Annotated in this window: 29 protein-coding genes and 1 riboswitch; of the genes, 9 read left to right on the top strand and 20 right to left on the bottom strand. The window is 76.7% G+C overall.

Annotated features, from left to right (window positions below; all coding sequences use genetic code 11):
• Positions 1 to 23 precede the first annotated feature (23 nt).
• From cobC to HL054_RS20005, 8 genes are read right to left on the bottom strand one after another with little or no spacing between them, the layout of a single operon-like run.
• On the bottom strand, positions 24 to 1,442 hold the full coding sequence (gene cobC, locus HL054_RS20040; protein WP_369140855.1) for an Rv2231c family pyridoxal phosphate-dependent protein CobC: 1,419 nt from the start codon (positions 1,440 to 1,442) through the stop codon (positions 24 to 26).
• Positions 1,439 to 2,287, bottom strand: a complete 849-nt coding sequence (locus tag HL054_RS20035; protein WP_369140854.1) for an energy-coupling factor ABC transporter ATP-binding protein — start codon at positions 2,285 to 2,287, stop codon at positions 1,439 to 1,441. The genes cobC and HL054_RS20035 overlap by 4 nt, the downstream gene beginning before the upstream one ends.
• Positions 2,284 to 3,018, bottom strand: coding sequence for a cobalt ECF transporter T component CbiQ (gene cbiQ / locus HL054_RS20030; RefSeq protein ID WP_369140853.1), 735 nt, complete (start codon positions 3,016 to 3,018; stop codon positions 2,284 to 2,286). The genes HL054_RS20035 and cbiQ overlap by 4 nt, the downstream gene beginning before the upstream one ends.
• Positions 3,015 to 3,332, bottom strand: a complete 318-nt coding sequence (locus HL054_RS20025; RefSeq protein ID WP_369140852.1) for an energy-coupling factor ABC transporter substrate-binding protein — start codon at positions 3,330 to 3,332, stop codon at positions 3,015 to 3,017. The genes cbiQ and HL054_RS20025 overlap by 4 nt, the downstream gene beginning before the upstream one ends.
• The gene (locus HL054_RS20020) at positions 3,329 to 4,150 is read right to left on the bottom strand and encodes an energy-coupling factor ABC transporter permease (RefSeq protein ID WP_369140851.1); all 822 of its coding nucleotides are present in this window, start codon (positions 4,148 to 4,150) and stop codon (positions 3,329 to 3,331) included. The genes HL054_RS20025 and HL054_RS20020 overlap by 4 nt, the downstream gene beginning before the upstream one ends.
• Positions 4,137 to 5,516 carry a cobyrinate a,c-diamide synthase gene (locus tag HL054_RS20015; RefSeq protein ID WP_369140850.1) on the bottom strand — a complete coding sequence of 460 codons (1,380 nt, stop codon included), beginning with the start codon at positions 5,514 to 5,516 and terminating at the stop codon, positions 4,137 to 4,139. Before HL054_RS20015 ends, HL054_RS20020 begins: the two co-directional genes overlap by 14 nt.
• On the bottom strand, positions 5,513 to 6,127 hold the full coding sequence (cobO, locus tag HL054_RS20010) for a cob(I)yrinic acid a,c-diamide adenosyltransferase (RefSeq protein ID WP_369140849.1): 615 nt from the start codon (positions 6,125 to 6,127) through the stop codon (positions 5,513 to 5,515). Before cobO ends, HL054_RS20015 begins: the two co-directional genes overlap by 4 nt.
• A gap of 2 nt (positions 6,128 to 6,129) precedes the next feature.
• A complete protein-coding gene (locus tag HL054_RS20005) occupies positions 6,130 to 8,211 on the bottom strand; it encodes a putative cobaltochelatase (RefSeq protein WP_369140848.1) in 2,082 nt (693 codons plus the stop codon).
• Between the two features lie 40 nt (positions 8,212 to 8,251).
• Positions 8,252 to 8,400, bottom strand: a riboswitch (cobalamin riboswitch).
• A gap of 61 nt (positions 8,401 to 8,461) precedes the next feature.
• Here HL054_RS20005 and HL054_RS20000 point away from each other — a divergent pair.
• From HL054_RS20000 to HL054_RS19980, 5 genes are all read left to right on the top strand, one after another.
• Positions 8,462 to 8,908, top strand: a complete 447-nt coding sequence (locus tag HL054_RS20000) for a hypothetical protein (protein ID WP_369140847.1) — start codon at positions 8,462 to 8,464, stop codon at positions 8,906 to 8,908.
• Positions 8,905 to 9,378 carry a hypothetical protein gene (locus HL054_RS19995; protein WP_369140846.1) on the top strand — a complete coding sequence of 158 codons (474 nt, stop codon included), beginning with the start codon at positions 8,905 to 8,907 and terminating at the stop codon, positions 9,376 to 9,378. Before HL054_RS20000 ends, HL054_RS19995 begins: the two co-directional genes overlap by 4 nt.
• A complete protein-coding gene (locus tag HL054_RS19990) occupies positions 9,375 to 9,680 on the top strand; it encodes a transcriptional regulator (RefSeq protein WP_369140845.1) in 306 nt (101 codons plus the stop codon). The genes HL054_RS19995 and HL054_RS19990 overlap by 4 nt, the downstream gene beginning before the upstream one ends.
• A 15-nt stretch (positions 9,681 to 9,695) precedes the next feature.
• Positions 9,696 to 10,754, top strand: a complete 1,059-nt coding sequence (locus HL054_RS19985) for an AbrB family transcriptional regulator (protein WP_369140843.1) — start codon at positions 9,696 to 9,698, stop codon at positions 10,752 to 10,754.
• A gap of 95 nt (positions 10,755 to 10,849) precedes the next feature.
• Complete coding sequence (locus HL054_RS19980; RefSeq protein WP_369140842.1) at positions 10,850 to 11,113, top strand: hypothetical protein; 264 nt, start codon at positions 10,850 to 10,852, stop codon at positions 11,111 to 11,113.
• A gap of 26 nt (positions 11,114 to 11,139) precedes the next feature.
• Here HL054_RS19980 and HL054_RS19975 read toward each other — a convergent pair whose 3' ends face one another.
• A complete protein-coding gene (locus HL054_RS19975; protein WP_369140841.1) occupies positions 11,140 to 11,517 on the bottom strand; it encodes a type II toxin-antitoxin system PemK/MazF family toxin in 378 nt (125 codons plus the stop codon).
• Between the two features lie 482 nt (positions 11,518 to 11,999).
• Between HL054_RS19975 and HL054_RS19970 the strand changes: the two genes are divergently transcribed.
• Positions 12,000 to 12,212 (top strand): hypothetical protein, encoded by a 213-nt coding sequence (locus HL054_RS19970; RefSeq protein ID WP_369140840.1) that lies wholly within the window; start codon positions 12,000 to 12,002, stop codon positions 12,210 to 12,212.
• 24 nt (positions 12,213 to 12,236) lie between these two features.
• On the opposite strand, the gene HL054_RS19965 is transcribed toward HL054_RS19970, so the two are convergent.
• From HL054_RS19965 to yczR, 10 genes are all read right to left on the bottom strand, one after another.
• The gene (locus tag HL054_RS19965) at positions 12,237 to 13,628 is read right to left on the bottom strand and encodes an ABC transporter permease (protein ID WP_369140839.1); all 1,392 of its coding nucleotides are present in this window, start codon (positions 13,626 to 13,628) and stop codon (positions 12,237 to 12,239) included.
• Positions 13,625 to 14,350 (bottom strand): ABC transporter ATP-binding protein, encoded by a 726-nt coding sequence (locus tag HL054_RS19960; protein WP_369140838.1) that lies wholly within the window; start codon positions 14,348 to 14,350, stop codon positions 13,625 to 13,627. The genes HL054_RS19965 and HL054_RS19960 overlap by 4 nt, the downstream gene beginning before the upstream one ends.
• Complete coding sequence (locus tag HL054_RS19955) at positions 14,347 to 15,762, bottom strand: hypothetical protein (RefSeq protein WP_369140837.1); 1,416 nt, start codon at positions 15,760 to 15,762, stop codon at positions 14,347 to 14,349. Before HL054_RS19955 ends, HL054_RS19960 begins: the two co-directional genes overlap by 4 nt.
• Positions 15,763 to 15,917: 155 nt before the next feature.
• Complete coding sequence (locus HL054_RS19950) at positions 15,918 to 16,919, bottom strand: hypothetical protein (RefSeq protein ID WP_369140836.1); 1,002 nt, start codon at positions 16,917 to 16,919, stop codon at positions 15,918 to 15,920.
• A 239-nt stretch (positions 16,920 to 17,158) separates the two neighbouring features.
• A complete protein-coding gene (locus HL054_RS19945; protein ID WP_369140835.1) occupies positions 17,159 to 17,584 on the bottom strand; it encodes a VOC family protein in 426 nt (141 codons plus the stop codon).
• Positions 17,585 to 17,693: 109 nt separating this feature from the next.
• Positions 17,694 to 18,314, bottom strand: coding sequence for an MSMEG_1061 family FMN-dependent PPOX-type flavoprotein (locus HL054_RS19940; RefSeq protein WP_369140834.1), 621 nt, complete (start codon positions 18,312 to 18,314; stop codon positions 17,694 to 17,696).
• Positions 18,315 to 18,347: 33 nt separating this feature from the next.
• Entirely contained in the window at positions 18,348 to 19,844 is a 1,497-nt protein-coding gene (locus HL054_RS19935) for a cobyric acid synthase (protein ID WP_369140833.1), read from the bottom strand.
• A complete protein-coding gene (locus HL054_RS19930) occupies positions 19,841 to 20,506 on the bottom strand; it encodes a lysophospholipid acyltransferase family protein (protein ID WP_369140832.1) in 666 nt (221 codons plus the stop codon). The genes HL054_RS19935 and HL054_RS19930 overlap by 4 nt, the downstream gene beginning before the upstream one ends.
• A 129-nt stretch (positions 20,507 to 20,635) precedes the next feature.
• Positions 20,636 to 21,355: an ANTAR domain-containing protein gene (locus HL054_RS19925; RefSeq protein WP_369140831.1), complete on the bottom strand. Its 720-nt coding sequence runs from the start codon at positions 21,353 to 21,355 to the stop codon at positions 20,636 to 20,638.
• A gap of 176 nt (positions 21,356 to 21,531) precedes the next feature.
• The gene (yczR, locus tag HL054_RS19920; protein WP_369140830.1) at positions 21,532 to 22,986 is read right to left on the bottom strand and encodes a MocR-like transcription factor YczR; all 1,455 of its coding nucleotides are present in this window, start codon (positions 22,984 to 22,986) and stop codon (positions 21,532 to 21,534) included.
• A gap of 60 nt (positions 22,987 to 23,046) precedes the next feature.
• Here yczR and HL054_RS19915 point away from each other — a divergent pair, with 60 nt between their 5' ends.
• A complete protein-coding gene (locus HL054_RS19915; RefSeq protein ID WP_369140829.1) occupies positions 23,047 to 23,340 on the top strand; it encodes a hypothetical protein in 294 nt (97 codons plus the stop codon).
• Here HL054_RS19915 and HL054_RS19910 read toward each other — a convergent pair.
• Entirely contained in the window at positions 23,232 to 24,230 is a 999-nt protein-coding gene (locus HL054_RS19910; protein ID WP_369140828.1) for a cobalamin biosynthesis protein, read from the bottom strand. The genes HL054_RS19915 and HL054_RS19910 overlap by 109 nt on opposite strands.
• 44 nt (positions 24,231 to 24,274) lie before the next feature.
• Here HL054_RS19910 and def point away from each other — a divergent pair, with 44 nt between their 5' ends.
• Together def and cbiE are read left to right on the top strand one after the other, a co-directional pair.
• Positions 24,275 to 24,832, top strand: a complete 558-nt coding sequence (gene def, locus HL054_RS19905) for a peptide deformylase (RefSeq protein ID WP_369140827.1) — start codon at positions 24,275 to 24,277, stop codon at positions 24,830 to 24,832.
• 79 nt (positions 24,833 to 24,911) lie between these two features.
• Positions 24,912 to 26,132 carry a precorrin-6y C5,15-methyltransferase (decarboxylating) subunit CbiE gene (gene cbiE / locus HL054_RS19900; protein ID WP_369140826.1) on the top strand — a complete coding sequence of 407 codons (1,221 nt, stop codon included), beginning with the start codon at positions 24,912 to 24,914 and terminating at the stop codon, positions 26,130 to 26,132.
• Positions 26,133 to 26,210 lie beyond the last annotated feature (78 nt).

Here is a 26,210-nt window from a genome sequence, read left to right as displayed (position 1 = left end):
GGCGAAGGGGGGCGGGACGGCGGTCAGCGGAGCTCCTCGGGTGTCGCGGTCTCGGACAGGATCTCAGCCAGCACGGTGGCGAACGCACCCGAGGTCCCCGGGTCGCGGACGGCGACCCGCAGGTGGTCGGCGGTCAGGCCGGGGAACGTGTCCCCGCGGCGCACCGCCCAGCCCCGCGCGCGGAGCCGTTCCCGGACCCGGGCACCCCCCGGCACGCGCAGCAGGACGAAGGACGAACGCGGCTCGGCCACGACGTCCACCCCGGCCGGCAGCGCGGCCAGCAGCGCGGCCCGGTGCCCGGTCAGCTGCCGGGCGGCGGCGTCCGCCTCGGCCCGGGCGGCGGGCGTCGTGCAGGCGACCAGGGCGGCGAGCGCGGGGGTGGACACCGGCCAGTGCGGCTGCTGCGCGGCCAGCGCGGCGACCAGGTCGGCAGGTCCCAGCGCGTAGCCGACGCGCAGCCCGGCCAGCCCCCAGGTCTTGGTGAGGCTGCGGACCACGAGCAGCCCGGGCAGGTCGCGGCGCCCGGCCAGCGACTCCGGCTCGCCCGGCACGGTGTCGGCGAACGCCTCGTCGACCACCAGCACCCGGCCCGGGCGGGCCAGCGCGGCGACGTCGTCGCGCGGGTGCAGCACGGAGGTGGGGTTGGTCGGGTTGCCCAGCACCACCAGGTCGGCGTCGTCCGGGACGGCACCGAGCCGGTGGCCGGGGGGCGGGAGCAGCAGCCGCTGCACCGGGTGCCCGGCCGCGCGCAGCGCGGCCTCCGGCTCGGTGAAGGACGGGTGGACGACGACGGCGCGGCGCGGCCGGAGCGCCCGGGCGAGCAGGGTGAAGGTCTCCGCGGCGCCGGCGGTGAGCAGCACCTCGGACTCGTCCCGGCCGTGGGCGGCGGCGACCGCGGCGCGCGCGGGACGGGGGTCGGGGTAGGCGGCGCTCGCGTCGAGGGCGTCGTGCAGCACCGCGCGCAGCCAGTCCGGCGGGGTGCCGGCGCGGACGTTGACGGCCAGGTCGACCAGCCCGGGGGTGGCCTCGGCGTCCCCGTGGTGGGCCAGGTCGACGTCCTGCGCGACCGCGACGTCCTGCGCGACCGCGACGGTGACCTGACCGCGCACGGTCCGGCCGACCACCAGCCGGCCGCCGCCCAGCAGCGCGGCGGCCTCGGCGACCGACGGCGTGCCCACCGCGGCGGCCACCCGGGCCGACGGTGCCGGAACCGGGACCCCGGCCAGCTCCGCGGCCGGGTGCCCGGTCAGCGGCCAGCCCCGGCGGGCGGCCGCCTCCCGCAGCACCGGCCCGGCGGCGCGGACGTCCAGGGTCGCCAGCCGCACCTCGCCGTCGACCGGGCCGTCGACCAGGCCGTCGACCGCCGGCAGCACCGCGTCGACCGCGGCGAGCACGTCCTCGACGGTGGCGCCGGACGACGCCCCGACCCCCACGGTGATCACGGTGCGGGCACCCCCGGCCGGTCGGGCAGCGCGGCGACCAGCGCGTCGGCGTCCCGGGGGAGGGCGCCGCCGGGGAGCAGGCCGAGCGCCTGCAGTCGGGCGCCGACGGTCAGCGCCCACGGCCGGTCCAGCCGGGCGCGGGCCAGCAGCACGTCGTCGCCCAGGACGACGTCCGGCGCGCCCTGAACCACGCCCCCGTCGACGACGACGGCGACCTCGTCGGCCCAGCGCAGCGCCAGGTCGACGTCGTGGGTGCTCATCACGATGGTCGAGTCGGCCTGCTGCAGCCGGGTGAGCGCGGCCAGCGCCTCACCGACCGCGGTGGGGTCCAGCCCGGCGGTGGGCTCGTCGAGCAGCAGCACGCACGGGCGCATGGCCACCGCACCGGCGATCGCCACCCGCTTGCGCTCGCCGTAGGAGAGCTGGTGGGTGGGCCGGGTGGCCAGGTGCGCGACGGCCAGCAGGTCCAGCGCCTCGGCGACCCGGACGCGCACCTCGTCGTCGGGCAGGCCGAGGTTGACCGGGCCGAAGGAGACGTCCTGGGCGACCGACGCGCTGAACAGCTGGTCGTCGGGGTCCTGCAGCACCAGCTGCACCTCCTGCCGGTGCGCGCGCAGGCCCGCGCGGGTGTGCCGCAGCTCCGCGCCGTCCAGGGTGACCCGGCCGCGGCGGGGCTCCAGCGCCCCGGACAGGCAGCGCAGCAAGGTGGTCTTGCCCGAGCCGTTGGCGCCGAGCAACGCCAGCCGGCGGCCCGCGGGGACCGTCAGCGTGGCGCCGTCCAGCACCGGCCGGGAGCGCTCGTAGCCGGCGACCAGCCCGGTGCCGGCCAGCGTCAGGTGGCTCATGCGACCACCAGCGTCACGGCCGCCAGCGCGGCCAGGCCAAGGACGGTCGCGGCCTCGAACCGGCGGGAGGAGGGCAGCGTCTCCGGCAGCACCCGCAGTCCCGTCTCCAGCCCGCGGCCGGCCAGCCCGTCCTGCAGCCGCCGGGCCCGGTCCCAGGAGCGGGTCAGCACCGCGGCGGCCAGCGCCCCGGAGGACCGGTAGGAGCTGCGCACGGTGGCGTAGCCCATCCGCGCGGTCTGCGCCTCGCGGATGGTGGCCAGGCTGGTGAGCAGCACGAACAGCATCCGGTAGACCACCGACGCCACCTCGACCACCGCGGCCGGCACCCGCAGCCGCTGCAGCGCCGGCAGCAGGTCCGACATGGGCGTGGTGGTGGCCAGCAGCAGGACGGCGGCGCTGCCGGCGACCGCGTGGCCGACCAGCGCCCCGGCCTGCCCGGCGGCGTCCGGCGCCCAGCCGATGCCGTCGCCGACCTGCACCACCGCGGTCAGCGCGCCGACGGCGATGAAGGCCAGCGGCACCCGCACCGCGCGGCCGAACGTCCGGGCCGGCACCCGGGCCGGGCCGAGGGCGAGCACCACCGCGGTCAGCCCGACCAGCAGGCTGCCCGGCCACACCGGCAGCAGCAGCGCGCTGACCACCAGCCCCAGGCTGACCAGCAGCTTGTCGGCGGGGGAGCGCGGTCGCCAGGCGCTCGCCCAGGCGGCGTCGTCGACGGCCAGCCCGGTCACGGCTGGACGTGCGGCGGTGCGGCCACCCGCTCGCGCTCGGCGACCCGCCGGCCGCGCAGCCGGCCCAGCACGTAGCCGAGCACGCCGCCGCCGAGGGCCGCCTGCAGCGCGAACAGCCCGGACTCGACCTCGGAGGACCCCGGGGAGAACACCGACTCGAACCACGGCTCGTAGCCCGGGTCGGACTCCTCGATCAGCTCGGTGGCCTGGCTGTCGGTGCCCGCGTACTCGCTGTCGCCGCCGAGCAGCAGCGGCAGCGCGAACAGCGCGACGACGGCCAGCACCAGCAGACCGGTGACCAGGTGCCGCCTCACCGGTCCACCCCCGGCCCGTCATCCGGCGTCGTCGTCGGGTCCGCCTGTGGTTTCGCGCGCGAAAGCACGTGTGCTTGATCGCGCGAAAGCACGTGTGCTTGATCGCGCGAAAGCACGTGTGCTTGATCGCGCGGGACCGTGGAGGGGTCCTCCGGCTCGGGGCGCAGGACGCCGAGGCGCTCCAGCTCGGGGCGCGCGTTCACCGTCAGCACCCGGAACAGCAGCACGCCGAGCAGGCCCTCGCCGACGGCCAGCGGCACCTGGGTGACCGCGAAGACGCCGAGGAACTTCGCCGCCGCACCGGCGAAGCCGCTGGTCGCGTCGGGGTGCGCCCAGGCCAGCTGCAGCGCGGTCGTGACGTAGGTGGCCAGGTCGGCGACGGCCATCGCGGCGAAGACCCCCCCGAGCAGGCCGCCACCCAGCCGCCGGGTCAGCCGGTAGGCGGCGTAGCCGGCCCACGGCCCGACGACGGCCATCGAGAACGCGTTGGCGCCCAGCGTGGTGAGCCCGCCGTGCGCCAGCAGGAGCGCCTGGAACAGCAGCACCACCGTGCCGAGCAGCGCCATCACCGGCGGGCGGAACAGGACCGCGCCCAGCCCGGTGCCGGTCGGGTGGCTCGAGCTGCCGGTGACCGAGGGCAGCTTGATCGCGCTGAGCACGAACGTGAACGCACCGGCGGCGCCCAGCAGCAGCGTGGACTCCGGCTTCTCCCGGACCTCCTGGACCACCGCCCGCGCGCCGTGCACGACGAACGGTGCGGCGGCGACGGTCCAGCCGATGGCGTGCGCGGGCGGCAGGAAGCCCTCAGCGATGTGCACCGAGCACCCCCCGGACCCGGGCCGCGGCGGTGACGAACCGGGTGGCCATCGCCGGCGACCCGGCCCAGTTCAGGTGCAGGTAGCTGGCGTGCACGTCCCCTGACACGAAGCCCTCCGGTCCGTCGGCGTTCCACTGCCACGCGGGGGTCGGCCCGGCAGCGGGGGAGGCCGTGGTGCGGTGGAACTCGTGGCCGCGCACCCGCGTCCCCGCGGCGGCCAGCACGCTGTCGGTGAGCGCGACGGCCGACCGGTAGCCCAGCGTCAGCCGGGGGTGCATCGCCGTCGTCGTCGGCAGCACGCCGCACATCGGCTCGCCGTCCAGCTCGCGGGAGAGGTACAGCAGCCCGGCGCACTCGGCGGCGATGGCGCCACCGCGGGCGGCCAGGTCGGCGATCGCCGTCCGCAGTCCGACGTTGGCGCTGAGCGCGGCGGCGTGCACCTCCGGGAAGCCGCCGCCGACGACCAGCGCGGTGGTGCCCTCCGGCAGCGCGTCGTCCCGCAGCGGGTCGACGGTCACCACCTCGGCGCCAGCCGCGGTGAGCAGTTCGGCGGTCTCGGCGTAGCCGAAGGTGAACGCCGGTCCGCCGGCGACCGCGACCACCGGCCGGCCGGCGACCGCGGTGACCTCGGCGGCCGGGTCCCAGGCGTCCCCGGCGAGGTCGGGTGCAGTGCGGGCCAGCCGCAGGACGGCGTCCAGGTCGACGCTGGCCTCGACCACGGCGCCCAGTGCGCGCACGGTGCGCACCGCCTCCGCCGACCGCTCGGCGGCCGGCACCAGGCCGAGGTGCCGGGAGGGCGTCTGCAGCTCGGCGATCCGGCGGACCGCGCCGAGCACCGGCACGCCGGCCGCGCCCAGCGCCTCCCGCAGGATCGCCTCGTGCCGGTCGGAGCCGACCCGGTTGAGGACGACACCGCCGATCCGCACGGTCGGGTCGAAGGTGGCGAACCCGTGCACCAGGGCCGCGACGCTGCGCGCCTGCGACGCCGCGTCGACGACCAGCACGACCGGCGCCTGCAGGTGGGTGGCCAGCTGCGCGGTGGAGCCGTACCCGGGCTCGACGCTGGCGTGCGCGGCGCCGTCGAACAGCCCCATCACGCCCTCGACGACGGCGACGTCGGCGCCGCGGGCACCGTGCAGGAACAGCGGGGTGACCCGGTCGTCGCCGACCAGCCACTTGTCCAGGTTGCGGCCCGGGCGACCGGCGGCGAGGCCGTGGTAGCCGGGGTCGATGTAGTCGGGGCCGACCTTGTGCGGGCTGACGACGAGGCCGCGGTTGGTCAGGGCGGCGATCAGCCCGGTGGTGATCGACGTCTTGCCGGCGTTGGACGACGGCGCGGCGACGACGACCCGCGGGATCCGGGTCACCACTCGATCCCCCGCTGGCCCTTCTGCCCGGCGTCCATCGGGTGCTTGACCTTGGTCATCTCCACGACCAGGTCGGCGGCCTCGACGAGCCGGGGGTGGGCGTCGCGCCCGGTGACGACGACGTGCTGGTTGCCCGGCCGCTCGGTCAGCGTGGTCACGACGTCCTCGACGTCGACCCAGCCCCACTTCAGCGGGTAGGTGAACTCGTCGAGCACGTAGAAGCGGTGCGCCTCGGCGGCCAGGTCGCGCTTGATCTGCGCCCAGCCCTCGGCGGCGTCGGCGGCGTGGTCGGTCTCGGTGCCGGCGCGGCGGGACCAGGACCAGCCCGAGCCCATCTTGTGCCAGACCACCGGTCCGCCCTCGCCGGTCTCGGCGTGCAGCCGGCCCAGGGCGGTCAGCGCGTTCTCCTCGCCGACCTTCCACTTCGCGCTCTTGACGAACTGGTAGACCGCGATCGACCAGCCCTGGTTCCAGGCGCGCATCGCCATCCCGAAGGCGGCGGTGGACTTCCCCTTCATCTCCCCGGTGTGCACGGCCAGCAGCGGCCGGTTGCGGCGCTGCCGGGTGCTCAGGCCGTCCTGCGGGACGACCGCGACCTGTCCCTGCGGCATCGCTACGCCGCCTCTCGGACGGCGCGGACGGTGCCGGCGAGGCTGTCGGCGCCGAGGTCCTCGAGCCGCAGGGTCTGCGCGCCGAGCGCCGTCCCGAGCGAGGCCGCCAGCCCGAGCCGCACCGGCCCGGACTCGCAGTCGACGACGATGCCCGCCACCCCGCCGGCGGCCAGCAGCCCGGCGGCCCGGCGCGCGTCGCCGAGGTGGTCGCCGCCGCGGGCGCCGGTGGCCCGGCCGTCGGTGACCACGACCAGCAGCGGACGGCGCTGCGGGTCGCGCACCCGCTCCAGGCGCAGCGTCTCGTGCGCTCGCAACAGCCCGGCGGCCAGCGGCGTGCGGCCGCCGGTGGGCAGGCTGGTCAGCCGGGCCGCGGCGGCCTCCACCGACCAGGTCGGCGGCAGCGCCAGCTCGGCCTCGCCGCCGCGGAAGGTGATCAGCCCGACCTTGTCCCGGCGCTGGTAGGCGTCCATCAGCAGGGAGAGGACGGCGCCCTTGACCGCGGCCATCCGGGAGCGGGCGCCCATCGAGCCGCTGGCGTCGACGACGAAGAGCACCAGGTTGCCCTCGCGGCCCTCCAGCGTGGCCTGGCGCAGGTCGGCGCGCTCCACCCGGAGCCCGGTGCCGCTGCGCCCGCGGGCCCGCTGGTGCGGCGCGGCGGCGAGCACGGTGTCGACCAGGTGGAGCTTGGTGACCGCGGCCTCGGGACGGCGGGAGCCGACCACCCGGCCGCGCTCGCTGCGGGCTCGCGACCGCCGGCCGGCCGCGCCCGCGCCGATGCCGGGCACCTCCAGCCGCGTCACGCGGAACGGTGCGTCCGGGGCGACGGCGGCCTGCTCCGGTGCCGGGGCGGCGTCGGTGCGCCCGCCGCCCTCACCCTGCGGTGCCGTGGTCGGCCCGTCGTCCGCAGACCCACCCCCGCCGTCCCCCTCCGGGCGAACACGGCCATCTCCGCCCTCCTGGGAGGGGCGATCATGGCCATCTCCGCCCTGGGGGCCGCCCTGGGGGCCGCCCTGCGGGTCGTCGTCGGGGCCGCCGTCGGGAGGGTCGGTGCCCTCGGGCGGGGCTGGGTCGTCCTCCGGGCGGGCGTCGGACAGCGCCTGCTCCAGGGTGTCCTCGTCCAGCCCGGGGGCGTCGAAGGGGTTGCGCCGGCGGCGGTGCGGCAGCGCGAGCCGGGCGGCGACCCGGACGTCGTCCTCGGTCACCTCGTCCCGGCCGCACCAGGCGGCGTGCGCGATCGCGGCGCGGGCGGTGACCAGGTCGGCGCGCAGCCCGTCGACGTCGAAGGCGGCGCAGACGCTGGTGACCTGGCGCAGCGCGGCGTCGGAGAGGACCACCCGCGGCAGCCGGGCGCGGGCGTCGGCGATCTGCCGGGCCAGGTCGGACTCCGAGTCGGCCCACGCGGCGGCGAAGCCGGCCGGGTCGGCGTCGTAGCCGAACCGCCGGCGGACCACCTCGGCCCGCAGGTCCGCGTCCCGCGGGGCGGCGACCTCGACGGTGAGCCCGAACCGGTCCAGCAACTGGGGGCGGAGCTCGCCCTCCTCCGGGTTCATGGTGCCGACCAGCAGGAACCGGGCGGCGTGCCGCACCGAGACGCCCTCGCGCTCGACGTAGGCGCGGCCCAGCGCGGCGGCGTCCAGCAGCAGGTCGACCAGGTGGTCGTGCAGCAGGTTGACCTCGTCGACGTAGAGCACGCCGCGGTTGGCGCCGGCCAGCAGGCCGGGCTCGAAGGACTTCACGCCCTCGGTGAGCGCCCGCTCCAGGTCCAGCGAGCCGACCAGCCGGTCCTCCGAGGCGCCCACCGGCAGCTCGACCAGCCGGGCCGGGCGGGTGAGGGCGGGGGAGCCGGGCATGTGCGGGCCGTCGGGGCACTCGGCGTCGGGGGCGGCGGGGTCGCAGGCGAAGCGGCAGCCGGCGACGACGTCCACCGGGGGCAGCACGGCGGCCAGCGCGCGCACCGTCGTCGACTTCGCGGTGCCCTTCTCGCCACGCACCAGCACCCCGCCCACGGCGGGGGAGACGGCGTTGAGCAGCAGGGCGAGCCGCATGTCGTCCATGCCGACGACGGCGCCGAAGGGGTAGGTCATGAGCAGACCACGGGTCCTCTCCCCGGGTGTCCACGCCCGGAGGTGGCAGGAAGCGACGGCGGGAGTTCCTGACTCACCGGCCGCTCCCCGAGGCGAGCTGCCGGCTCACAGTGGCGGGACCGCGCCGGAGTTCCACCGGGCTTCCTCCACTGCCGTCGCAGTTGGACGGCCATCAGACCACGCCGCACCGGGCAGGCGACAGGGGCGTGTCTCTTGACGAAGTGGAAAGTGATGGGCCACTCTTTCCGACATGGAAAGCAACAGGATCGACCGGGACGACGCCGCCGCGCAGCTCGCTGCCCTGCAGGCCGACCGGACGGCGCTGGCCGACCGGGTCGTCGCGCCGTGGTGGTACGACGTCGCGCTCGGGTTGCTGCTGTTCGGGTTCCTCTCCTCCTACGCCGCCGACTCGCTCTGGGTCACCTTCCCGTCGATGGTCGTGTTCTTCGCCGGCCTGGCCGTCCTGGTCTCGGCCTACAAGCGGATCACCGGCGTCTGGGTGAACATCGACCCGAGGACGATGGCGCAGTGGATCGCCGTGGTGGTCGTCGTCCTGCTGCCGGCGTTCGTGCTCGCGGAGGGCTTCGACCACCACTGGGTGATGGTGCCCGCGGGCGCCGTCCTCGGCCTCGCGGTCACCCTGTTCGGGCGGCGCTGGGGACGTGCGTACGCCGCCGAGCTGCGGGGCGAGCGGTGACCGACGGGGTCTCCGACCGGGAAGCCGCGGCCGCCCAGCTCGACGTCCTGGACGCCGACCGCGCCGCGCTCGCCGACCGCATCGTCCAGCCGTGGTGGTGGGACGTCGCCTCCGGTGTGCTCTTCGCCGGGTTCGTCAGCAGCTACGCGGCGCACCGGACCTGGGTGGTCCTGGCCGCCCTGGTCGGCTACCTCGGCTGCCTGCGCGTGCTGGTCGCGGTCTACCGGCGCCGCACCGGGACCTGGTGGGACGCCCGGCAGGTCGGCCCCGTCCAGGAGCGCGTCCGGCGGGCCGTCCGCTGGTGGGCGGTCGGCTACGGCGTGCTGCTCGCTGCCGGCGCCGCCGCCGAGCACCTGCTCGACCTGCGCGGGGCGATGGTCGTCGTCGGCGTGCTGCTCGGCACCACGGTCGCGCTGCTCGGCCGGTGGGTGACCCGGGTCTTCGCGGCCGGGCTGCGGGCCGGCCGGTGACCGCCGTCGCGCCGCACTTCGACGCGGTCATCCACCCGCCGCCGCGGCTGCAGATCTGCGGGCTGCTCGCCGCCGTCGACACGATGGAGTTCGCCGCGGTCCGGGACGCGGTGGCCGTCAGCGACTCGGTCCTCTCCAAGCACGTCAAGCAGCTGGAGGAGGCGGGCTACGTGCAGGTGCGCAAGGCGACGATCGCCTCCCGGCAGCGCACCAGCCTCGCGCTCACCAAGGCCGGCCGGACGGCGTTCGACGCGCACGTGGCCGAGCTCCGCCGCATCGTCGGGGGCGATCCCGGCCGCTGAGGCACAGTGACCGGCGTGGACGACGGACGGCGGAGGACGCTGCTGGGCTGGGCCGTCGTCCTCGTGGTGGCCGTCGCCGCCGGGGCGCTGCTGGAGCTGCTCGGCGTCCCGTCCGCGGCGCTGTTCGGCGGGCTGGTCGCCGGCCTGGGCCGGGCGCTGCTGGGCCGCACCCGGCTGCGGCTGCCCCGGGCCGCCGGGCTCGGGGCGCAGGCGGTCATCGGCGTCTCGATCGGCGCGCTGGTGCAGACCGACACCCTCCGCACCGTCGCCGAGCACTGGCTGCCGGTGCTGGCGGTGACCGTGGCGACCCTGCTGGTCAGCCTGGCCGCCGGTCAGCTGATGCGGCTGCAGCGCGGGATCAGCCCGGTCACCGGCGCCTTCTCGATGATCGCCGGCGGGGCGTCGGGGATCACCGCGATGGCCCGCGACCTGGGCGCCGACGAGCAGGTGGTCGCCGTGCTGCAGTACCTGCGGGTGCTGCTCATCGTGGTGGCGATGCCGGTGGTGGCGACCACCGTCTACGGCGCCTCGTCCGGCAGCGGCGCGGTCCCCGCCGACGACGGTCCCGGCTGGCCGGCCGGGCTGCTGTTCACCGTGGTCTGCGGGGTGGTGGGCGTCGTCCTCGGCCGGCTCAGCCGGCTGCCGGTCGGCTCGCTCCTCGGCCCGATGGCGGTGGCCGCGGTGCTGGACCTGACCGGGGGGTCGCAGGGCGCCGGCGTGCCGGACCTCGTCGAGGCGGCCGGCTTCCTCGCCATCGGCCTGCAGGTGGGGCTGGGGTTCACCCGGGACAGCCTGCGGGTGGTCGGCCGGGCGCTGCCGCTGGCCCTGACGCTGATCGTCGGGGCGGTCGCCGCCTGCGCCGGGCTCGGGGTGGTGCTGTCCCGGACGGCGGGGGTGAGCCTGCTCGACGGCTACCTGGCCACCACGCCGGGCGGGCTGTACGCGGTGCTGGCCACCGCGACCGGCAGCGGCGCCGACGCGACGTTCGTGCTGGCGGTGCAGGTGCTGCGGCTGTTCGTGATGCTCTTCTCCGCCCCGCTGCTGGCGCGGTTGCTGCGCCCCCGGGGCGGGTGAACGTCATGCCGCGGTCACCTCGCGGGCGCGGGTGCACGCCTACCCTGGTCCGGGTGTGCCAGGCGACCGGGGACGGACCCAGTGCGGAGGACGACGTGACCAGCAGCACCCGCGTGGAGGACGCCGTGCTGCTCTTCGTGGGCGGTCCGCTCGACGGCCGGGTCGAGGTCCGCGAGGCGCGGCACGGCGACCCGCTGCCGGTCGTCACGCACGTGCACCTGCACGGCGGGCCGAAGGTCGTGCACCGCTACGACCTGCAGTCGCTGACCGGTTCGGCCGGGGTCTACCACCTGCGGGTGCGCACCTCGCGGGACGACGACGCGGCCGCGGAGCCCTCGACCGCCCCGGACGGCGCCTGACGCCTCCGCTGCCGGGGCGCCCCCCGTCAGCCGTGCTGCCGGTTGACCGCCGCGGCCACCTCGTCGAAGCGGTCCCGGCCCAGCGCAACGCCCTCGCGGCGGACGTCGGCGGGCGCGATCCGCAACACCCGGTCCACCCGCACCTCGCTCGGCCGGCCCTGCCGGTCCCACGCGCCGGTGCCCACGTCGACCCAGTGCCGGCCGTGCCGGGCCTCGTCGGCGGCGTCGAGGTCGTGGTCCTTGCTGCTCATCATCAGCGCCAGGAGCGCGTCGCCGTCCCGGCCGATCACCAACACCGGCCGGTCCTTGCCCCGGCCGTCGCCCTCCTCGAAGGGGACCCACGCCCAGACCACCTCGCCGGGGTCCGGGTCGTCGTCCGGGTGCGGCCGGTACTCGACGTGCACCGGCCCGGAGTGCTCCCCGGCCGCCTTCCGGGACCGGGGCGGGCCGGCCTGGGGCAGCGGGGCACGGAGCGGCTGACCCGCCGACTGCCCCGTCGGCTGCTCCGACGACGGTCTCGACGACGGTCCCGCCGACGGCCGGGCAGCCGCGCGGCGCTGCCTGCGTGACGTCGTGGGCGCGGTGGCCGACCGCACCGCGACGTCGACCAGCCGACCGAGGACCCTGCGCCACCCACTGCTCGCCACGCACGGCACGGTAGGGGATGCCCTCGCCCGGCCGTCGCGGCGTGCCCCGGCCCGACACGCCGCCCGGGGGTGACGGCGTCGGCGCGGCCGCTGCCAGCAGAACGACACGCGTGTGATCCTCGTGACAGATGGTGCGCAGGGCAGGACTGACCGGTCACATCGCGGTTGGGAGAACCCGGGCCGGGCCACACATGCACCGACGGCCGAGCACCGGCCGCCACGGGGGAGAGGGTCAGCAGATGACCACAGCGGAGCCGGTCCACCCGGTCCAGGTCGGCACGATCCCGGGCGTGCGCGCCAGCGCCCTGGCGGCCTGGCAGCTCGTCGAGGACGCCCGCTACCGCACGGGGCGGCGGCAGCAGGACGAGCGGCGCCGGCTGCTCGCGCAGCGCACCGTCGCCGACCGCCGGGCCGCCCGCGACGTCGAACGGGAGATGAGCACCCCCAGCTGATCCCGGGCCGGTCGGCGCGGCTCGTCAGGTGCCGCCACGGAGGGCGTCCACCGGTTCGATCCGCGCGGCGCGGCGGGCCGGCAGCCCACCGGCCAGCAGCCCCAGCACCGAGCCGAGCAGGGCGCCGCCCAGGGCCACCCACGGGTCGACCACCGGCGTCCAGTCCCGGGCCACCGAGATGCCGACGACGGAGAAGACGCCCAGCGCCGCGCCGATCAGGCCGCCCAGCAGGCCGATGACCACCGACTCGGCGACGAACTGGCCGGCGATCTGCCGCCCCGTCGCGCCGACGGCCCGGCGGAGGCCGATCTCGCCGACGCGTTCCATGACCGACAGCATGGTCACGTTGGCGATCCCGACCCCGCCGGCGAGGAGCACGATCACCCCGAGGACGACGAACACCCCGTTGACGTCGGCCTGCACCTCCCGCCCCAGGTCCGACCGGCCGTCCGGGGCCCGAACCTGCAGGCTCTCCGGGTCGTCGGGGGCCAGCGAGAGCGCCGCCTGGGCGCGGAGCTGCGGCCCGGCCCCGACGGCGATGCGGGCCTGGGCGTCGCCGGGGGCAGGCAGGTCGAAGTCGGCCCGCGCCGTGCCGGTGGGGACGAGCAGGGCGTTGAGCAGCTCCGCCCGCACGTCGACCGACTCGACCACCCCGACGACGGCGTAGGCGATGCCGTCCACGAAGACCGACGGCTGGGTGTCGACCCGCTGGATGCCCAGCCGCTCCGCGGCGCGAGCGCCGAGCACCGCCACCCGGTCGGCCCGGGAGTCGTGTCCGGCGTCGAAGAACCGGCCGGTGGCGAGCTGCCCGCCCACCGTGTCCAGCAGTTCCGCGGAGGCCGCGTAGACCGGTGGTGCCGCGGTCGGCGGCTGGGAGGGGTCGTTGACCGGCACGGCCGTGATGACCGCGTCGGGCAGCGGCACCTCGGCGAGCAGCGCTGCCGACTCGACGCCGGCCAGGCGCTCGAGGCGGGGGACGGCGTCCCAGGGCAGCATCCCGGCGGCCACGGTCCCGCCACCGCCGGTGCTCGCCGTCGTCGGGGTGACCACGAGCTGGGTGGCGGCGTTGGCATCGAACTGGCGGGCGATCTGGCCGGCGGCGGTCTGGGCGAGGCCGATGGTGGCGATCAGTGCGGCGATGCCCAGCACGGTGCCGACCATCGTCGTCACGAGGCGTCCGGGCCGGGCGCCGATGTCCGCCGTCGCCTCACCGAGCAGGTCGGTGAGGCGGAACCGGTCGGCGGGGTCCACCGGCCGGGCGATCGGCGCGGCGTCCGGGCGCCCGGGCCGGCGCAGCCAGGCAGGCCGACCGGCTCCGGCCGTGGGCGGGCCGGTCCGCCGTGCCCGGACCCGGCCGGGCCCGGCCCGGCCGGGCCGGCGCGGGGGACGCGGCGGGACCGGGTGCTCGTCGGTCATCCGGCGTCGCTCACACGGCCGTCGGTGAGCCTGACCTGCCGCGAGGCCCGCCGGGCGACGGCTCCGTCGTGGGTGATGACCACGAGGGTCAGCCCGTCGGCGTGCAGCTCCTCGAACAGGTCCATGATCTCCGCCGACGTCGCCTGGTCGAGGTTGCCGGTCGGTTCGTCGGCCAGCAGGACGCGGGGTCGGCTCGCCACTGCACGGGCGACGGCGACCCGCTGGCGTTCGCCCCCGGAGAGCGTGCCGGGCAGGAAGTCGATGCGGTGCCCGAGCCCGACCCGCTGCAGCGCCTCCCGGGCCCGCGGCTCGCGCTCGGCTCGTGGCGTGCCGTTGTAGAGCATCGGCAGCAGCACGTTCTCCAGCACGCTGCGCCGGGACATCAGGTGGAAGGCCTGGAAGACGAAGCCCAGCTGGCGGGCTCGCACCGCCGCCCGGTCGTCCTCGCCGAGCGAGCTGGTGAGCACGCCTCCCAGCCGGTACTCGCCGACCGTCGGCCGATCGAGCAGCCCCAGGATGTTGAGCATCGTGGACTTGCCCGACCCGCTGGGGCCGGTGATCGAGACGTAGTCGCCCTCGCCGACGGCGATGCTCACGCCCTTGAGCGCCTGCACCTCCGGGGGGCCGGGAAAGGACCGGGTGACGTCCCGGAGCTCGATGGCCGGGACCGCGACCGGCTCGCGCTCGGGTGTGGCGACGGGTGCGGCGGACTGCACCGTCACCGACCGACCACCACGAGGTCGTCCTCGACCAGGTCACCGTCCACCGGGCGCACCTCGACGGCGCCGTCGGCGGCCAGCCCCGTCTCGACGACGACCAGGTGGGTGTCGGCGCGGTCGCCCTCGCGGGGATCGCCGTCGACGACCTCGACCCGCGACTCGCCGCCGGGGCCGGCGCTCAGCGCAGCCAGGGGCACGGACAGGACCTCCCCGTCCGTGGCGCCGACCGGGATCCCGACCCGCACGTTGGCACCCTGCAACTGGGTGACCTGCTCGGGGGTGAGCGGTGCCGGTTCCAGGTGCACCGTCCACCGGGCCTCGTCGCCCTCGCCCGGGGTGACCTCGGTGATCGTGGCAGCCTGGTCGGCGCCGTCGGGGAGCTCGAAGGACGCTGCCATCCCGGGGCTGAGCAGCCGCGCGTCGGCAGCGGCCACCGTCCCGGACAGGCCCAGGGTCGCCCCGGACACCGTCATGGCCGCGCCCGCGAGCACGGCACCCCGCTTCGCCTCCACCGCGTCGACCCGGCGCGGCAGCTGCCCGAGGTAGAGCACCTCCCCGGCGGGGAGCGACGGCAGGACGGCCTGCTGCGCCCGGGTCAGCCCCTCGCGGGCCTGGCCGAGCTGGGTCTGCGCCGCGGACAGCTGGGCGCGCTGCCCGCTGGTGTCGGCCGGTGCGGCCAGCGCCTGGCGCTGCAGCTGGGCCAGGGCCAGGGAGTCCCGCAGGTCACCGATCGTCACCGGGTCGTCCGGGGTGGTGGCCAGCGCGGCGTCCAGCGCCCGCTGGGCACTGGCGACGGCGTTGTCCGCCGCCCGGACGTCGACCGCCGACGGGCCGTTCCGGGCGCTGGCCAGCTCGGCCTGTGCCGCGGCGACGGCCTGCTCGGCGGCCCGCACGGAGTCCTGGGCGGCCAGCACGCCCTCCTCGGCCCCTTCCTCGGGCGCCGGTGCCGGGTAGCCGGCCTGGGTGTACAGCGCGGTGACCGCGTCCGCGGCGGTCCGGTCGAACACGTCGCCGGCCGGGTCGCCGGCGTCCAGGCCGACCGCCCGCGCGGCCTGCTTGAACTGGACGACGTCGGGTCCCGAGACGCCGATGCGCAGCGTCCGGTAGGCCGGGAGCTCCCCGGGCAGCACGATGACCGGTCGGCCGGCGATCTCCAGGGCGATGCCCAGCGGGCCGAGCTCCGAGCCGATCCCGGGCACCTGCCCGGTCACCACCGCGGGCCCGGAGATGGCCGAGGTGTCCAGGGTGACCTCCACCGAGTCGGCGTAGCCGACCTCGCCCCGGATCGTCACGTCGTTGCTCAGCGCCCCGAAGGCGACCGGCACGGTGACCAGGCCCGGCGCCGGCGCGTCGGCCCCGGCCCTGTCGGGCGCGACCACGAACCGGCCGACGAGCAGCCCGGCGACCAACGCCACGGCCGCCACCGTGGCGGTGACCCAGAGCGGGCGGTTGCGGCGGAGCAGGGCCGGCCAGGCCGCCCACCGGGACGGAGCCCCAGGGGTCGTGTCCGGTCCGGCGAGGTGCTCGACGAGCGGGACCGGCTCGGTCGCGGGTCCCTCGGTCGGACCCGTCACTCGCCGGCCTGTTCGGCGGCGGCCTTCATCGCGTCCAGCTCCTGCTGGTGGTCGTCGACGAACTGCTGCTCGGCCTCGCGGGTGATCTCGGCGGTGCGGTCGCGGTGGTCGGTCTCCTCCCGGCAGCCGAGGTCGGCGAGGGCGAGCTGCACCTCCCGCTCGGCGATGGCGTCGCGGGCAGCCTCGTCCGGCTCGGCGGAGATGCCCTCCTCCGACGTGGGCATCTCCTCGTAGAGCGCGTTCAGCTCTTCGTAGACGGAGTTCTGCGCATCGGCCTGGGCGGTGAAGCCGCCGTGGCCGGCGGCGTCCATGCACGCGGCCCACTCGGCGTCCAGCTCGGCCATCCCCGGCCACGACGCCATGTCCCCGTAGAACGCGTCGATGGCGTCGAAGAGGGGCTTGAACTCCTCCGACTGCGACACGTCCTCGCCGGCGACCTCGTGCTGGGCCGCGCCCTGGCAGCCTGCGGTCTGCCAGTCGTACTCGACCGAGGCGTCCTCGGCCATCTCCTCCTCCGTGGGGGTCGGGCCGTAGAGCGCCTCGTAGAACGCCGTCTGCTCGGACTCCGAGAGGGTGGCCACGTAGTCGGCGTTGGGGTCGACGTACTCGTCCTCTGCCGGTGTCGGCTGCTCGGTGAACGGGGAGTTGACCGCGCCGTACCCGTACTGGGCCACCCAGTCCCGGTCATCGGGCTCCCACTCGGTGTCCTCACCGGAGTAGAACGTGCTCGAGGACGTGTCGGGCGTGTACTCGAAGCCCTCCTCCTGCATGCACTGGGCGACGAGCTCCTGCTCCTGTTCCTGCTGCTCGGCGAACTGCCGTTCCTGTTCCTCCGGCGAGAGGTCGCCGCCGTACACGGCGTCGAAGTACTCGGTCAGGGGCGACTCCTGCTCGGCGGCCTCGGCCGCCGGCGCGCCGCCGGACCCGGAACAGCCGGCGAGCAGCAACGCCACGGTGGTGGCGGCGGCGAGTGCTGCAGGAGCACGGAGGATGCGCATGGGTCTCCCTGTCGAGGCGCTGTGGTGAGGGGAAGGTAGGGGACGAGCGGCCCCGGGACGTCGCTCCAGCGGGTGGTGTCGGGCGGCTGACCTGTGGGATGGGCCCATGCCCGCCACCGGGCATCCCGCCGTCGGCACCCGTCGAGGAGCATCCCGTCCGGGACGACCGACGGCGTCGGACCCCGGGTTGATCTCCCGGGTCGGCTGCTCATCCCCGGGGCTGACCCGGGCGCGCCACCTCAGGTGAGGCAGAGCTCGTTGCCCTCGGGGTCGGCGAGGGTCACCCAGGTGTAGGGGCCCTGCCGGCCGTGGTGCAGCACCGTGGCCCCGCGCCCGGTCAGCCGCTCGACCTCGGCCGCCACGTGCTCCGCGCCCACCCGGACGTCGAGGTGCACCCGGTTCTTGACCGTCTTGGGCTCGGGCACCAGCTGGAACAGCACCCGGGGCGCCGCGCCGGTGGGGTGCCGGATGGCGGAGCCGGCGGTCCAGACCAGCTGGCCGTCGTGCCGCATCGTGTCGGACTCGGCGGCGTGGCCCTCGTCGACCATCCGCCGGATGAACGCCTCGTCGGTGGGTTCCCGCTCCCAGCCGAGCGCCTCGGCCCACCAGTCGGCGAGCGGGTGCGGCGCGGTGGAGTCGATCGTCACCTGGAACTCGTGTGCCATGCCGGGACGCTACGGCCGGCCACCGACGAAAAGGGCTCCCGTCGGTACCCGGCCCCCCCAGGGCACCGCCCCGAGCCTGCGAGGGGTGGGGAGGGAGGAGGGGGTCCTCTCAGAGTTCGCGGGCCAGGTCCGCGCGGATGGTGGCGTCGTCGGGCAGGGCGACGTCGAGCCGGCAGTGGTCCTTGAGCACCTGCCCGAAGGGCGTCATGGTCGACCGGTCGACCTGCCGCTCCGGGTCCCACAGCCCCGACCGCATGACGGCCTTGCCGCAGTGGAAGTAGGCGCGCTCGACGGTCAGCACGACCACCGACTTCGGTGCCCGGCCGAACTCGACCAGGTCGACGTCCAGGGTGTCGGCGTCCACGATCGTCGTCGTCCCGAACACCTTGAGCGTCTCCTCGGCGCCGGGCACGAAGAACAGCAGCGCGGCGCGGGGGTTGACGGCCAGGTTGCGCAGGCTGTCGACGCGGTTGTTGCCCTGCCGGTCGGGCAGCGCCAGGCGGTGCTCGTCGAGCACGTGCACGAAGCCCGGGTCGCCGCCGCGCGGGGAGACCTCCGGGAACCCGTCGGCGTCCGCGGTGGCCAGCGTGGCGAACGGGGACAGGCCGATGAAGGCCCGGCAGTGCTCGTCGACGCGGTCGATGACCTTGTCCAGGACGAGCTGGGACGGCGGGCGGTAGCCGGCCAGCACCTGGGCGTCGGTGGGCTCGGTCGCGAGGGCGGGCTGCACGGAGGCCACGCTAGCGGGCCGGGGCGCCGGGCCCTAGCCCACGCCGAGGCCGGCGGACAGCACCGGCAGGCCGGGCGGCGGGCCGGACTCGAGCAGCCGCCAGAGCGCGTCGGTGTCCGCGTGCTCGGCGACCAGGTCGCCCAGCGCGTCCAGCCGGGCCTCCCGGACGGCGGCGAAGTCGGTGTCCGGCGCGACCACGAAGCGGCGGCCGGCGACCCGGGCCACCTCGGTGAGGAACGCACGGCGGAACCCGTCGCCCTCCAGCGCTCCGTGCCACGTCGTCCCGTAGACCGAGCCCGCCCGGGCGCCGTCCAGGAAGGGCTCGGCGCCGTCGTCGACGCGCACCTCGCCGTGGTGGATCTCGTACCCGCGCACCGGCTGGCCGAGCGCGGTCCCGGTGGGCCGGCCCAGCGTCTTGGCCGGCGCGAAGACCACCTCGGTGGGCAGCAGCCCCAGCCCGGGGACGACGCCGGCGCGCGACTCCACGTCGTCGGTGATCGTGCGGGCCAGCATCTGGTGCCCGCCGCAGATGCCGAGCACCGGCCGGCCCTCGGCGGCCCGGCGGGCGACCGCGTCGGCGAGCCCGGTGGCGCGCAGCCAGGCCAGGTCAGCGACGGTGGAGCGGGTGCCGGGCAGCACCACGAGGTCGGCGTCGGCGAGCTCCTCGGGGCGGGTGGCGTAGCGCAGCAGCACGCCGGGCTCGGCGGCCAGCGCGTCGAGGTCGGTGAAGTTCGACAGCCGGGGCAGCCGGGCCACCGACACCCGCAGCACGTCGGCACCGTGCGGGGGGCCCGAGGGCTCGGCGACCCCGACGCCGAGGGAGTCCTCGACGTCCAGGTGCAGCCCGGTCTGCCAGGGCAGCACGCCCAGCGTCGGCCGGCCGGTGAGGGCGGCGAGCTGGTCCAGGCCGGGGGTCAGCAGCCGCACGTCGCCGCGGAACTTGTTGACCAGGAAGCCCGCGACGAGCCGCTGGTCGCCCGGCGGCATCAGCGCGACGGTGCCGTAGAGGGCGGCGAACACCCCGCCGCGGTCGATGTCGCCGACCACCACGACCGGGAGGTCCGCGGCCGTGGCCAGGCCCATGTTGGCGATGTCGTCGGCGCGCAGGTTGATCTCGGTGGGGGAGCCCGCGCCCTCGCAGACCACCACGTCGAACCGCGACCGCAGGTCGGCCAGGCAGGCCAGCGCCTGCTCCAGCAGCGCGGCCTTCATCGGCCGGTAGGACAGCGCGGTGACGTCGGCGACGGCCCGGCCCAGGACGACGACCTGGCTGGCGTCGTCCCCGCCGGGCTTGAGCAGCACCGGGTTCATCGCGGCCTCCGGCTCGACCCCGGCGGCCGCGGCCTGCATCACCTGGGCGCGGCCGATCTCGGCGCCGTCGGCGGTGACCATCGAGTTGTTGCTCATGTTCTGCGCCTTGAACGGCGCCACCCGCACGCCCTGGCGGGCCAGCCAGCGGCAGATGCCGGCGGTCACCACGGACTTGCCGGCGTCGGAGGTGGTGCCGGCGACGAGCAGCGCCCCGCTCATGCCGCCGCGGAGGGCGTGCCCCAGCCGGCCTTCTCCTGGCCCGACAGCGCGGCGATGGCCTCCATGACCTGGTCGGTGACCTCGCGGCGCGCCTTGCCCTTGCCGGCGAGGCCGCGGTGCTCGGGGAAGGTCAGCGGCTCGCCGAAGGTGACCGAGACCTTGGCCAGCCGCGGCCAGCGGGCGCCGATCGGCTGGATCTTGTCGGTGCCGTGCACGGCCACCGGCACCACCGGGCAGTCGGCGGTCAGCGCGAGCCAGGCCACGCCGGTCTTGCCGCGGGCCAGCCGGCCGTCGCGGGAGCGGGTGCCCTCGGGGTAGATCCCGAAGGCGCCGCCGGCCCGCAGCACGCCCATCGCGGTGTCCAGCGCCTGCTGCGCGGCCCGGGACGCCTCCCGCTCGACCGGCAGCGCACCGAGCGCGGTGAACAGCGTCCGGGAGACCCACCCGCCGATGCCCGGGCTCCGCCAGTACTCGGCCTTGGCCAGGTAGGCGACCTTGCGCGGCGCCATCAGCGGGATGCCGATGCTGTCGATGAAGGAGAGGTGGTTGCTGGCCAGGATCACCGGTCCGGTGAGCGGCACGTTCTCCCGGCCGACCACCGTGGGCCGGAAGACCACGAACACCAGCGGCCGCAGCACGAACCGCACGAGCACGTAGAACACGCCGCGGCTCCCTCCCTCGTCCCGGGCCCTCGTCGGCCCGGGCGTCCCAGGATCCTCTCCGACGGGCGTCTGGAGGAGACCGGCGGGTGCGGGAGGGCGGGCCGGTCCGGTCCGGTCCGGTCCGGTCCGTCAGGCCGTCGCGCGGCCGGGCGGGGTCGCGTCGTGCAGGATCTCGCGGACGTCGTCGGGCAGCGGGCTCTGCCCCCGGGCCGAGTCGATGATCGCCGCGGCGACGTCGCGGACCTTGCGGTGCGTGTGGCTGGAGATGTGCGCCAGCAGGTCGAAGGCCACCTGCTCACCGCAGCCCACCAGCAGCATCAGCACGCCCTTGGCCTGCTCGATCGCCGCCCGGCTGGCCATCGCGCTGCGCAGCTGCTCGACCTCGGTCTCCAGCCGGTGCAGCTGCTCGTCCGCCGGCGGGGCCACGCGGTCGCGGCCCACCTCGACCACCAGCCCGGTCAGCGCGGTGACCCGGCCGGCGCCGTCGGTCTCCGGCTCGCAGACCAGCAGGAGGGTGCGGTCCGCACCGCCCGGCCCGGTCACCCGGTACTCGCGGGTGACGGGGGTGCCGACGGTGCCGGCGGCGCTCAGCGCGGCGCGGAGCCCCGGGCAGTCCACCGGGTGCACCGGGGCCAGCAGCGCCCCGAGCGAGGGCTGCCCCTGCCCGGGGACCGCCCCGAGCAGGTCGTACAGCTCGGGCGACCACCACCACTGGTCGGTGGCCAGGTCGCCGCGGAACCGGCCGGCCGGCCGGGAACCCGCCGCGGGGGAGGCGGGGACGGGACGGCTCGGTGCCTGCGGGCGTGGGGGGATCGCTGTCTGGCGGGGCAGCGCGGAGGTGGTGGACATGGCGGCGCCCATTCTCTGCCGTTGCGCACCGGACTCCTCCGGTGGGGGTCACCCAGCCGTGCGTTCGACCCACGGTGACCCGTCGACCGCATGCAGGTCGACCGCTCCAGTGCCAGCAAGCTACCGCGATCCCCGCCGCCCCGCACGGCGTGCGGGGCGGCCCTGCGGCGCCCGGTTCAGACGACGGTGCGGGCCCGGACGACGGTCTGCCCGGCGCCGCCGCGGAGGCCCTGGCTGAGCGCCGCCAGCACGTCGACCGCCTCCCGCAGCTCGTCGGCGGGCCGGGTGTAGGGCAGCCGCTGGTGGTCGTCGAAGGCGTGCCCGGTGCCGAAGGCCCGGCCCTCGGCCAGCAGCAGCCCGCGCGGTGCGGCGGCCGCGGCCAGCGCGGCCGAGCTCAGCCCGGGCGGGAGCGTGCACCACAGCGAGAGCCCGCCGGCCGGGGGGCGCACCTGCCAGTCCGGCAGCTGCTCGGCCAGCGCCGACAGCAGCACGTCGCGCTGGACGCGCAGCTCCGCCCGGCGTCCGGCCAGGACGGCGTCCAGGTCCCGGACCAGCAGGGTGGCGGCGAGCTGGTCCAGCAGCCCGACGGAGAGCTGGCGCCGGGCGTAGGCCGTCCCCAGCCGGTCGGCCAGCGCGGCGTCGGTGCGCAGCCAGCCGATCCGCATCCCGCCCCACACCGCCTTGCTCAGCCCGCCCACCGTGACGACGGCCGCGTCGGGCAGGCCGGCTGCGTAGGGCGGCAGCGCCTCCCCGTCGAGGTGCAGCTCGGCGCTGACCTCGTCGACGACGGTGAGCACCCCCTGCTGCCACAGCGTGGCGGCCAGCCGGCGCCGTCCGGCGGCGGAGAGGCGGGCGCCGGTGGGGTTGGCGAAGTCCGGCTCCAGCAGCGCCAGCCGCGGTGCGCTCTGCCGCGCGGCGGCGTGGGCGGCGGCCACCAGGTCGTCGGGGGAGGCGGGGTCGGTGGCGACCGGGACGAGCCGGCCGTGGCCGGCCTCCACCATCCGCAGCGAGCCGGCGTAGGTCGGGTGCGTGACCAGCACCCGGTCGCCCGGCTCGAGCAGCTGCTCCAGCGCGAGGGCGGTCGCGTCGCCCACCCCCGCGGTGACGACGACCTGCTCCGGGTCGGTCGGCAGCCCCCGCGCGGTGAACCGGGCGGCGACCGCCTCGCGGAGCTCCAGCAGGCCGTGCGGGGCGTACCCGTTGCCGCCGACGGAGGCGGGCAGCTGCTCGAGGGCGCGCGCGTAGGCCGGCAGCAGCTGCGGTGCGGCCGGCGGCGCGGCGTGCGCGAGGTCGATCAGGCCGGGCGCCACGCGGGGCAGCCAGCCCGCGCCGCCGTCGCCGCCGGAGCCGGGCACGTCGACGACCGTGCCGGAGCCGTGCCGGGTCTGAGCCCAGCCCTCCTCGCGGAGCACCCGGTAGGCCGACGCGATCGTCACCCGGCTGGTCGCCAGCGCGGTGGCCAGGTCGCGCTCGGCGGGCAGCCGGCTGCCGGCCGGGAGCTGCCCGGCGGTCACCAGCTCGCGCACCCGGCGGGCCAGGCCGGCGTACCGCGGGGCGGGGAGGGAGTCCACGGGACCGATCAACGCGGCCAGCTCCTGGGCCGGGGTGGACTGGTCGAGCAGCGGTGGCATGAGGCCACCATGCCGGATTGGCCTGCTTTTCGCCAGGGCTGACGATGCCACCGTGGGGTCATGACCTCAGGTGGAGTCCTCGTGTTGTTGTTCCTGCTCGGGCTGGGCGGCCTGTCCGTCGTCACGCTCGTCATCGCCGTCCGCGGTGGCCGGGGCCCGGCCGACCCGCCGGCCAGCCACGCCCGGGTCGACCCGGCGGGGTTCCCGGTGCTGCCGGCGGCGCGCGGCGTGCTGCCGCGCCGCGCTCAGCGCCGGCGGGCCGGCCGGCTCGTCGCGGCGACGACCGCGGCCGCCGTCCACACCGCGCGGGAGAGCCGGACCGCCCGCCGGATGTCCCCGCGCACCGGGGGCTGACCGTCGCCGAGCGTGGGTCGCTCCTCCACCCGCTCGCCGTACACGTTGCGGCCGCCCAGCCGGAGCTCCAGGGCGCCGGCCAGGGCGGCCTCGCACCGGCCGGCGTTCGGGCTGGGGTGCGCGGCGCCGTCCCGCCGCCAGGCCCGCCAGGCACCGGCCGGGGAGCCGCCGGCCAGCGGGGCGGTCAGCACGGTGAGCGCGGCGGTGACCCGGGCGGGCACCCAGTTGAGGACGTCGTCCAGCCGGGCGGCGGCCCAGCCGAACCGGAGGTACCGCGCCGAGCGGTACCCGACCATCGCGTCCAGCGTGTTGGCGGCGCGGTAGGCCAGCAGCCCGGGGACGCCGGCCACCGCACCCCAGAACAGCGGTGCGACAGCGGCGTCGGAGGTGTTCTCCGCGACCGACTCGACGGTGGCCCGCACCAGCTCCGGCTCGCCCAGCCCGCTCGGGTCCCGGCCGGCCAGCGTGGGCAGGTGCGCGCGGGCCGCCGCCAGGTCGCCGGCGTCCAGGTGGGCGGCCATGGTGCCGGCGGCGCGCCCCAGCGAGGTGCCGCCGAGCACCGCCCAGGTGGCGGCGGCGGTCAGCGCGGTCCGGGCCAGCGGCCGGCCTCCGGTGAGCCGTTGCGCGGTCGCGCCCAGCGCGGTCGCCGTCCCCACGCAGACCGCCACGTGGGCCACCCCCGCGGCACGGGAGTCGCGCCAGAGGACGCGCTCGAGCGCGGCCGCCGCCCGGCCGAAGCCGGCGACCGGGTGACCCCGGCGGGGGTCGGCCAGCAGCAGGTCGGCGACCGCGCCGAGGGCGAGCCCCGCGGCGGTGGCGGCACCGGTGTCCCGGACGGGGTGCTGCCGGCCCCGCCGGTGCGGCAGGGCGCGGGCGTCGGCGGTGGGCATCGCGGTGACGGTAGCGAGCCGCGCCGTCCCTAGGATCGACGGTCATGCGCCTGCCCGGCCGTTACGACGGCGTCGCGAAGCCGATCGTCACCTACGGCAGCAACCCCGTGCTGCACCGCCCGTGCACCCCGGTCACCACCTTCGACCGCGACCTGCGGCACCTGCTGCTGGACATGTTCGCGAGCATGCACGCCGCGGACGGGGTCGGGCTGGCGGCCAACCAGATCGGCGTCGACGCCCGGGTGTTCGTCATCGACTGCCCGGACGCCGAGGGCGAGGACGTCGTGGGCTACGTGGTGAACCCGGTGCTCACCGTGCTGGAGCCGGTCGGCGACGAGCCCGCGGTCGAGCTGACCGAGGAGGGCTGCCTGTCGGTGCCCGGCCCCTACGCGGAGCTGGAGCGCGCCTTCCGGGCCCGGGTGGACGGCGTCGACGTGCACGGCGACCCGACCTCGATCGAGGCGACCGGGATGGCCGCGCGCTGCCTGCAGCACGAGGTCGACCACCTCGAGGGCACGGTCTACGTCGACCTGCTGCCCGAGGAGCTGCGCGAGCGGCTGCTGGCGGAGGCGGCCGGCCCGGAGGGGGAGTTGCCGGCGTGACGACGGCCGAGGGAGCATCGCAGGGAGCGCCGGCGACCGAGGAGCGGATCGAGGTCGGAGTCGCGCCCGTGGACACCGCGTGAGTGCACCGGAGGGGTGGACCGTCACCGTCGTCGGCATCGGGGCCGACGGCTGGGAGGGGCTGTCCCCGACCGCGCGACGGGCGATCAGGGGCGCCGCGGTGCTGCGCGGGAGCGCCCGACAGCTCTCGCTGGTGCCGGACGACGTCCCCGGCGAGCGCGTGCCGTGGCCCTCGCCGATGGCGCTGGCCGTGCGCGAGCTGCCCACCGCCCACCCCGGCCGCCGGGTCGTGGTGCTGGCCAGCGGCGACCCGATGTACTCCGGGATCGGCACCACCCTGGTCCGCTGGTTCGGCGCTGCCGCGGTCGACGTCGTCCCGCACCCGTCGTCGGTGACGCTGGCCTGCTCGCGGCTGGGCTGGTCGGTGGAGGAGACCACCGTCGTCTCGGTCGTGTGGAAGCCGCTGGACCTGCTCGCCCCCCAGGTGACCCCCGGCCGCCGGTTGGTGGTGCTCGGCGCCGACGGGTCCACGCCCGGTGCGGTCGCCGGCCGGCTGCGCGACTGGGGCTACGGCGCGAGCCGGCTGACCGCGCTGGCCCAGCTGGGCGGGCCGGGCGAGCGCCGGTTCGAGGGCACGGCGGCCGGTTGGTCGTACCCGGACACCGACCCGCTGGTGGTGACCGCGGTCGAGGTGCTCGCCGACGCGGGCACCGTGCCGCTGCCGACGGTCCCCGGGCTGCCCGACGACGCCTACCGCCACGACGGGCAGCTGACCAAGCGCGACGTCCGGGCGGTGACCGTGTCCCGGCTGGCCCCGCTGCCCGGGCAGCTGCTGTGGGACGTCGGCGCGGGCGCGGGCTCGATCGGCATCGAGTGGATGCGGGTGCACCCCTCCTGCCGGGCCGTCGCGGTCGAGGCCCGGCCCGAGCGCGCGCACCGGGTGCGGCAGAACGCGGCCCGGCTCGGCGTCCCCGGGCTGCAGGTCGTCGAGGGCACGGCACCGGAGGCGCTCGCCGACCTGCCGGCCCCGGACGCCGTCTTCGTCGGCGGCGGCGCCACCACGCCGCTGCTGCTGGACACCGTCTGGGAGGCGCTCGGCCCCGGCGGTCGGCTGGTGGTCAACGCGGTGACCGTGGAGAGCGAGGCCGTGCTGGCCGACTGGTACGGCCGCTGCGGCGGTCAGCTGACCCGGCTCTCGGTCGCCACCGCCCAGCCGGTGGGCGGCTTCACCGGCTGGAAGGCCGCCATGCCCGTGACGATCTGGAGCGTGACCCGATGACCCCGCCCGTTCCCACCCGCGCTTTCGCGCGTCTTCCCACGCGCGCCTTCGCGCGTCTTCCCACGCGCGCTTTCGCGC

Origin of the sequence: Modestobacter versicolor, assembly GCF_041028285.1 — a bacterium.
GTDB lineage: Bacteria > Actinomycetota > Actinomycetes > Mycobacteriales > Geodermatophilaceae > Modestobacter > Modestobacter versicolor_A.
The sequence above is the reverse complement of the archived record's forward strand: the minus strand, read 5'-3'. Positions and strand labels throughout refer to the sequence as shown.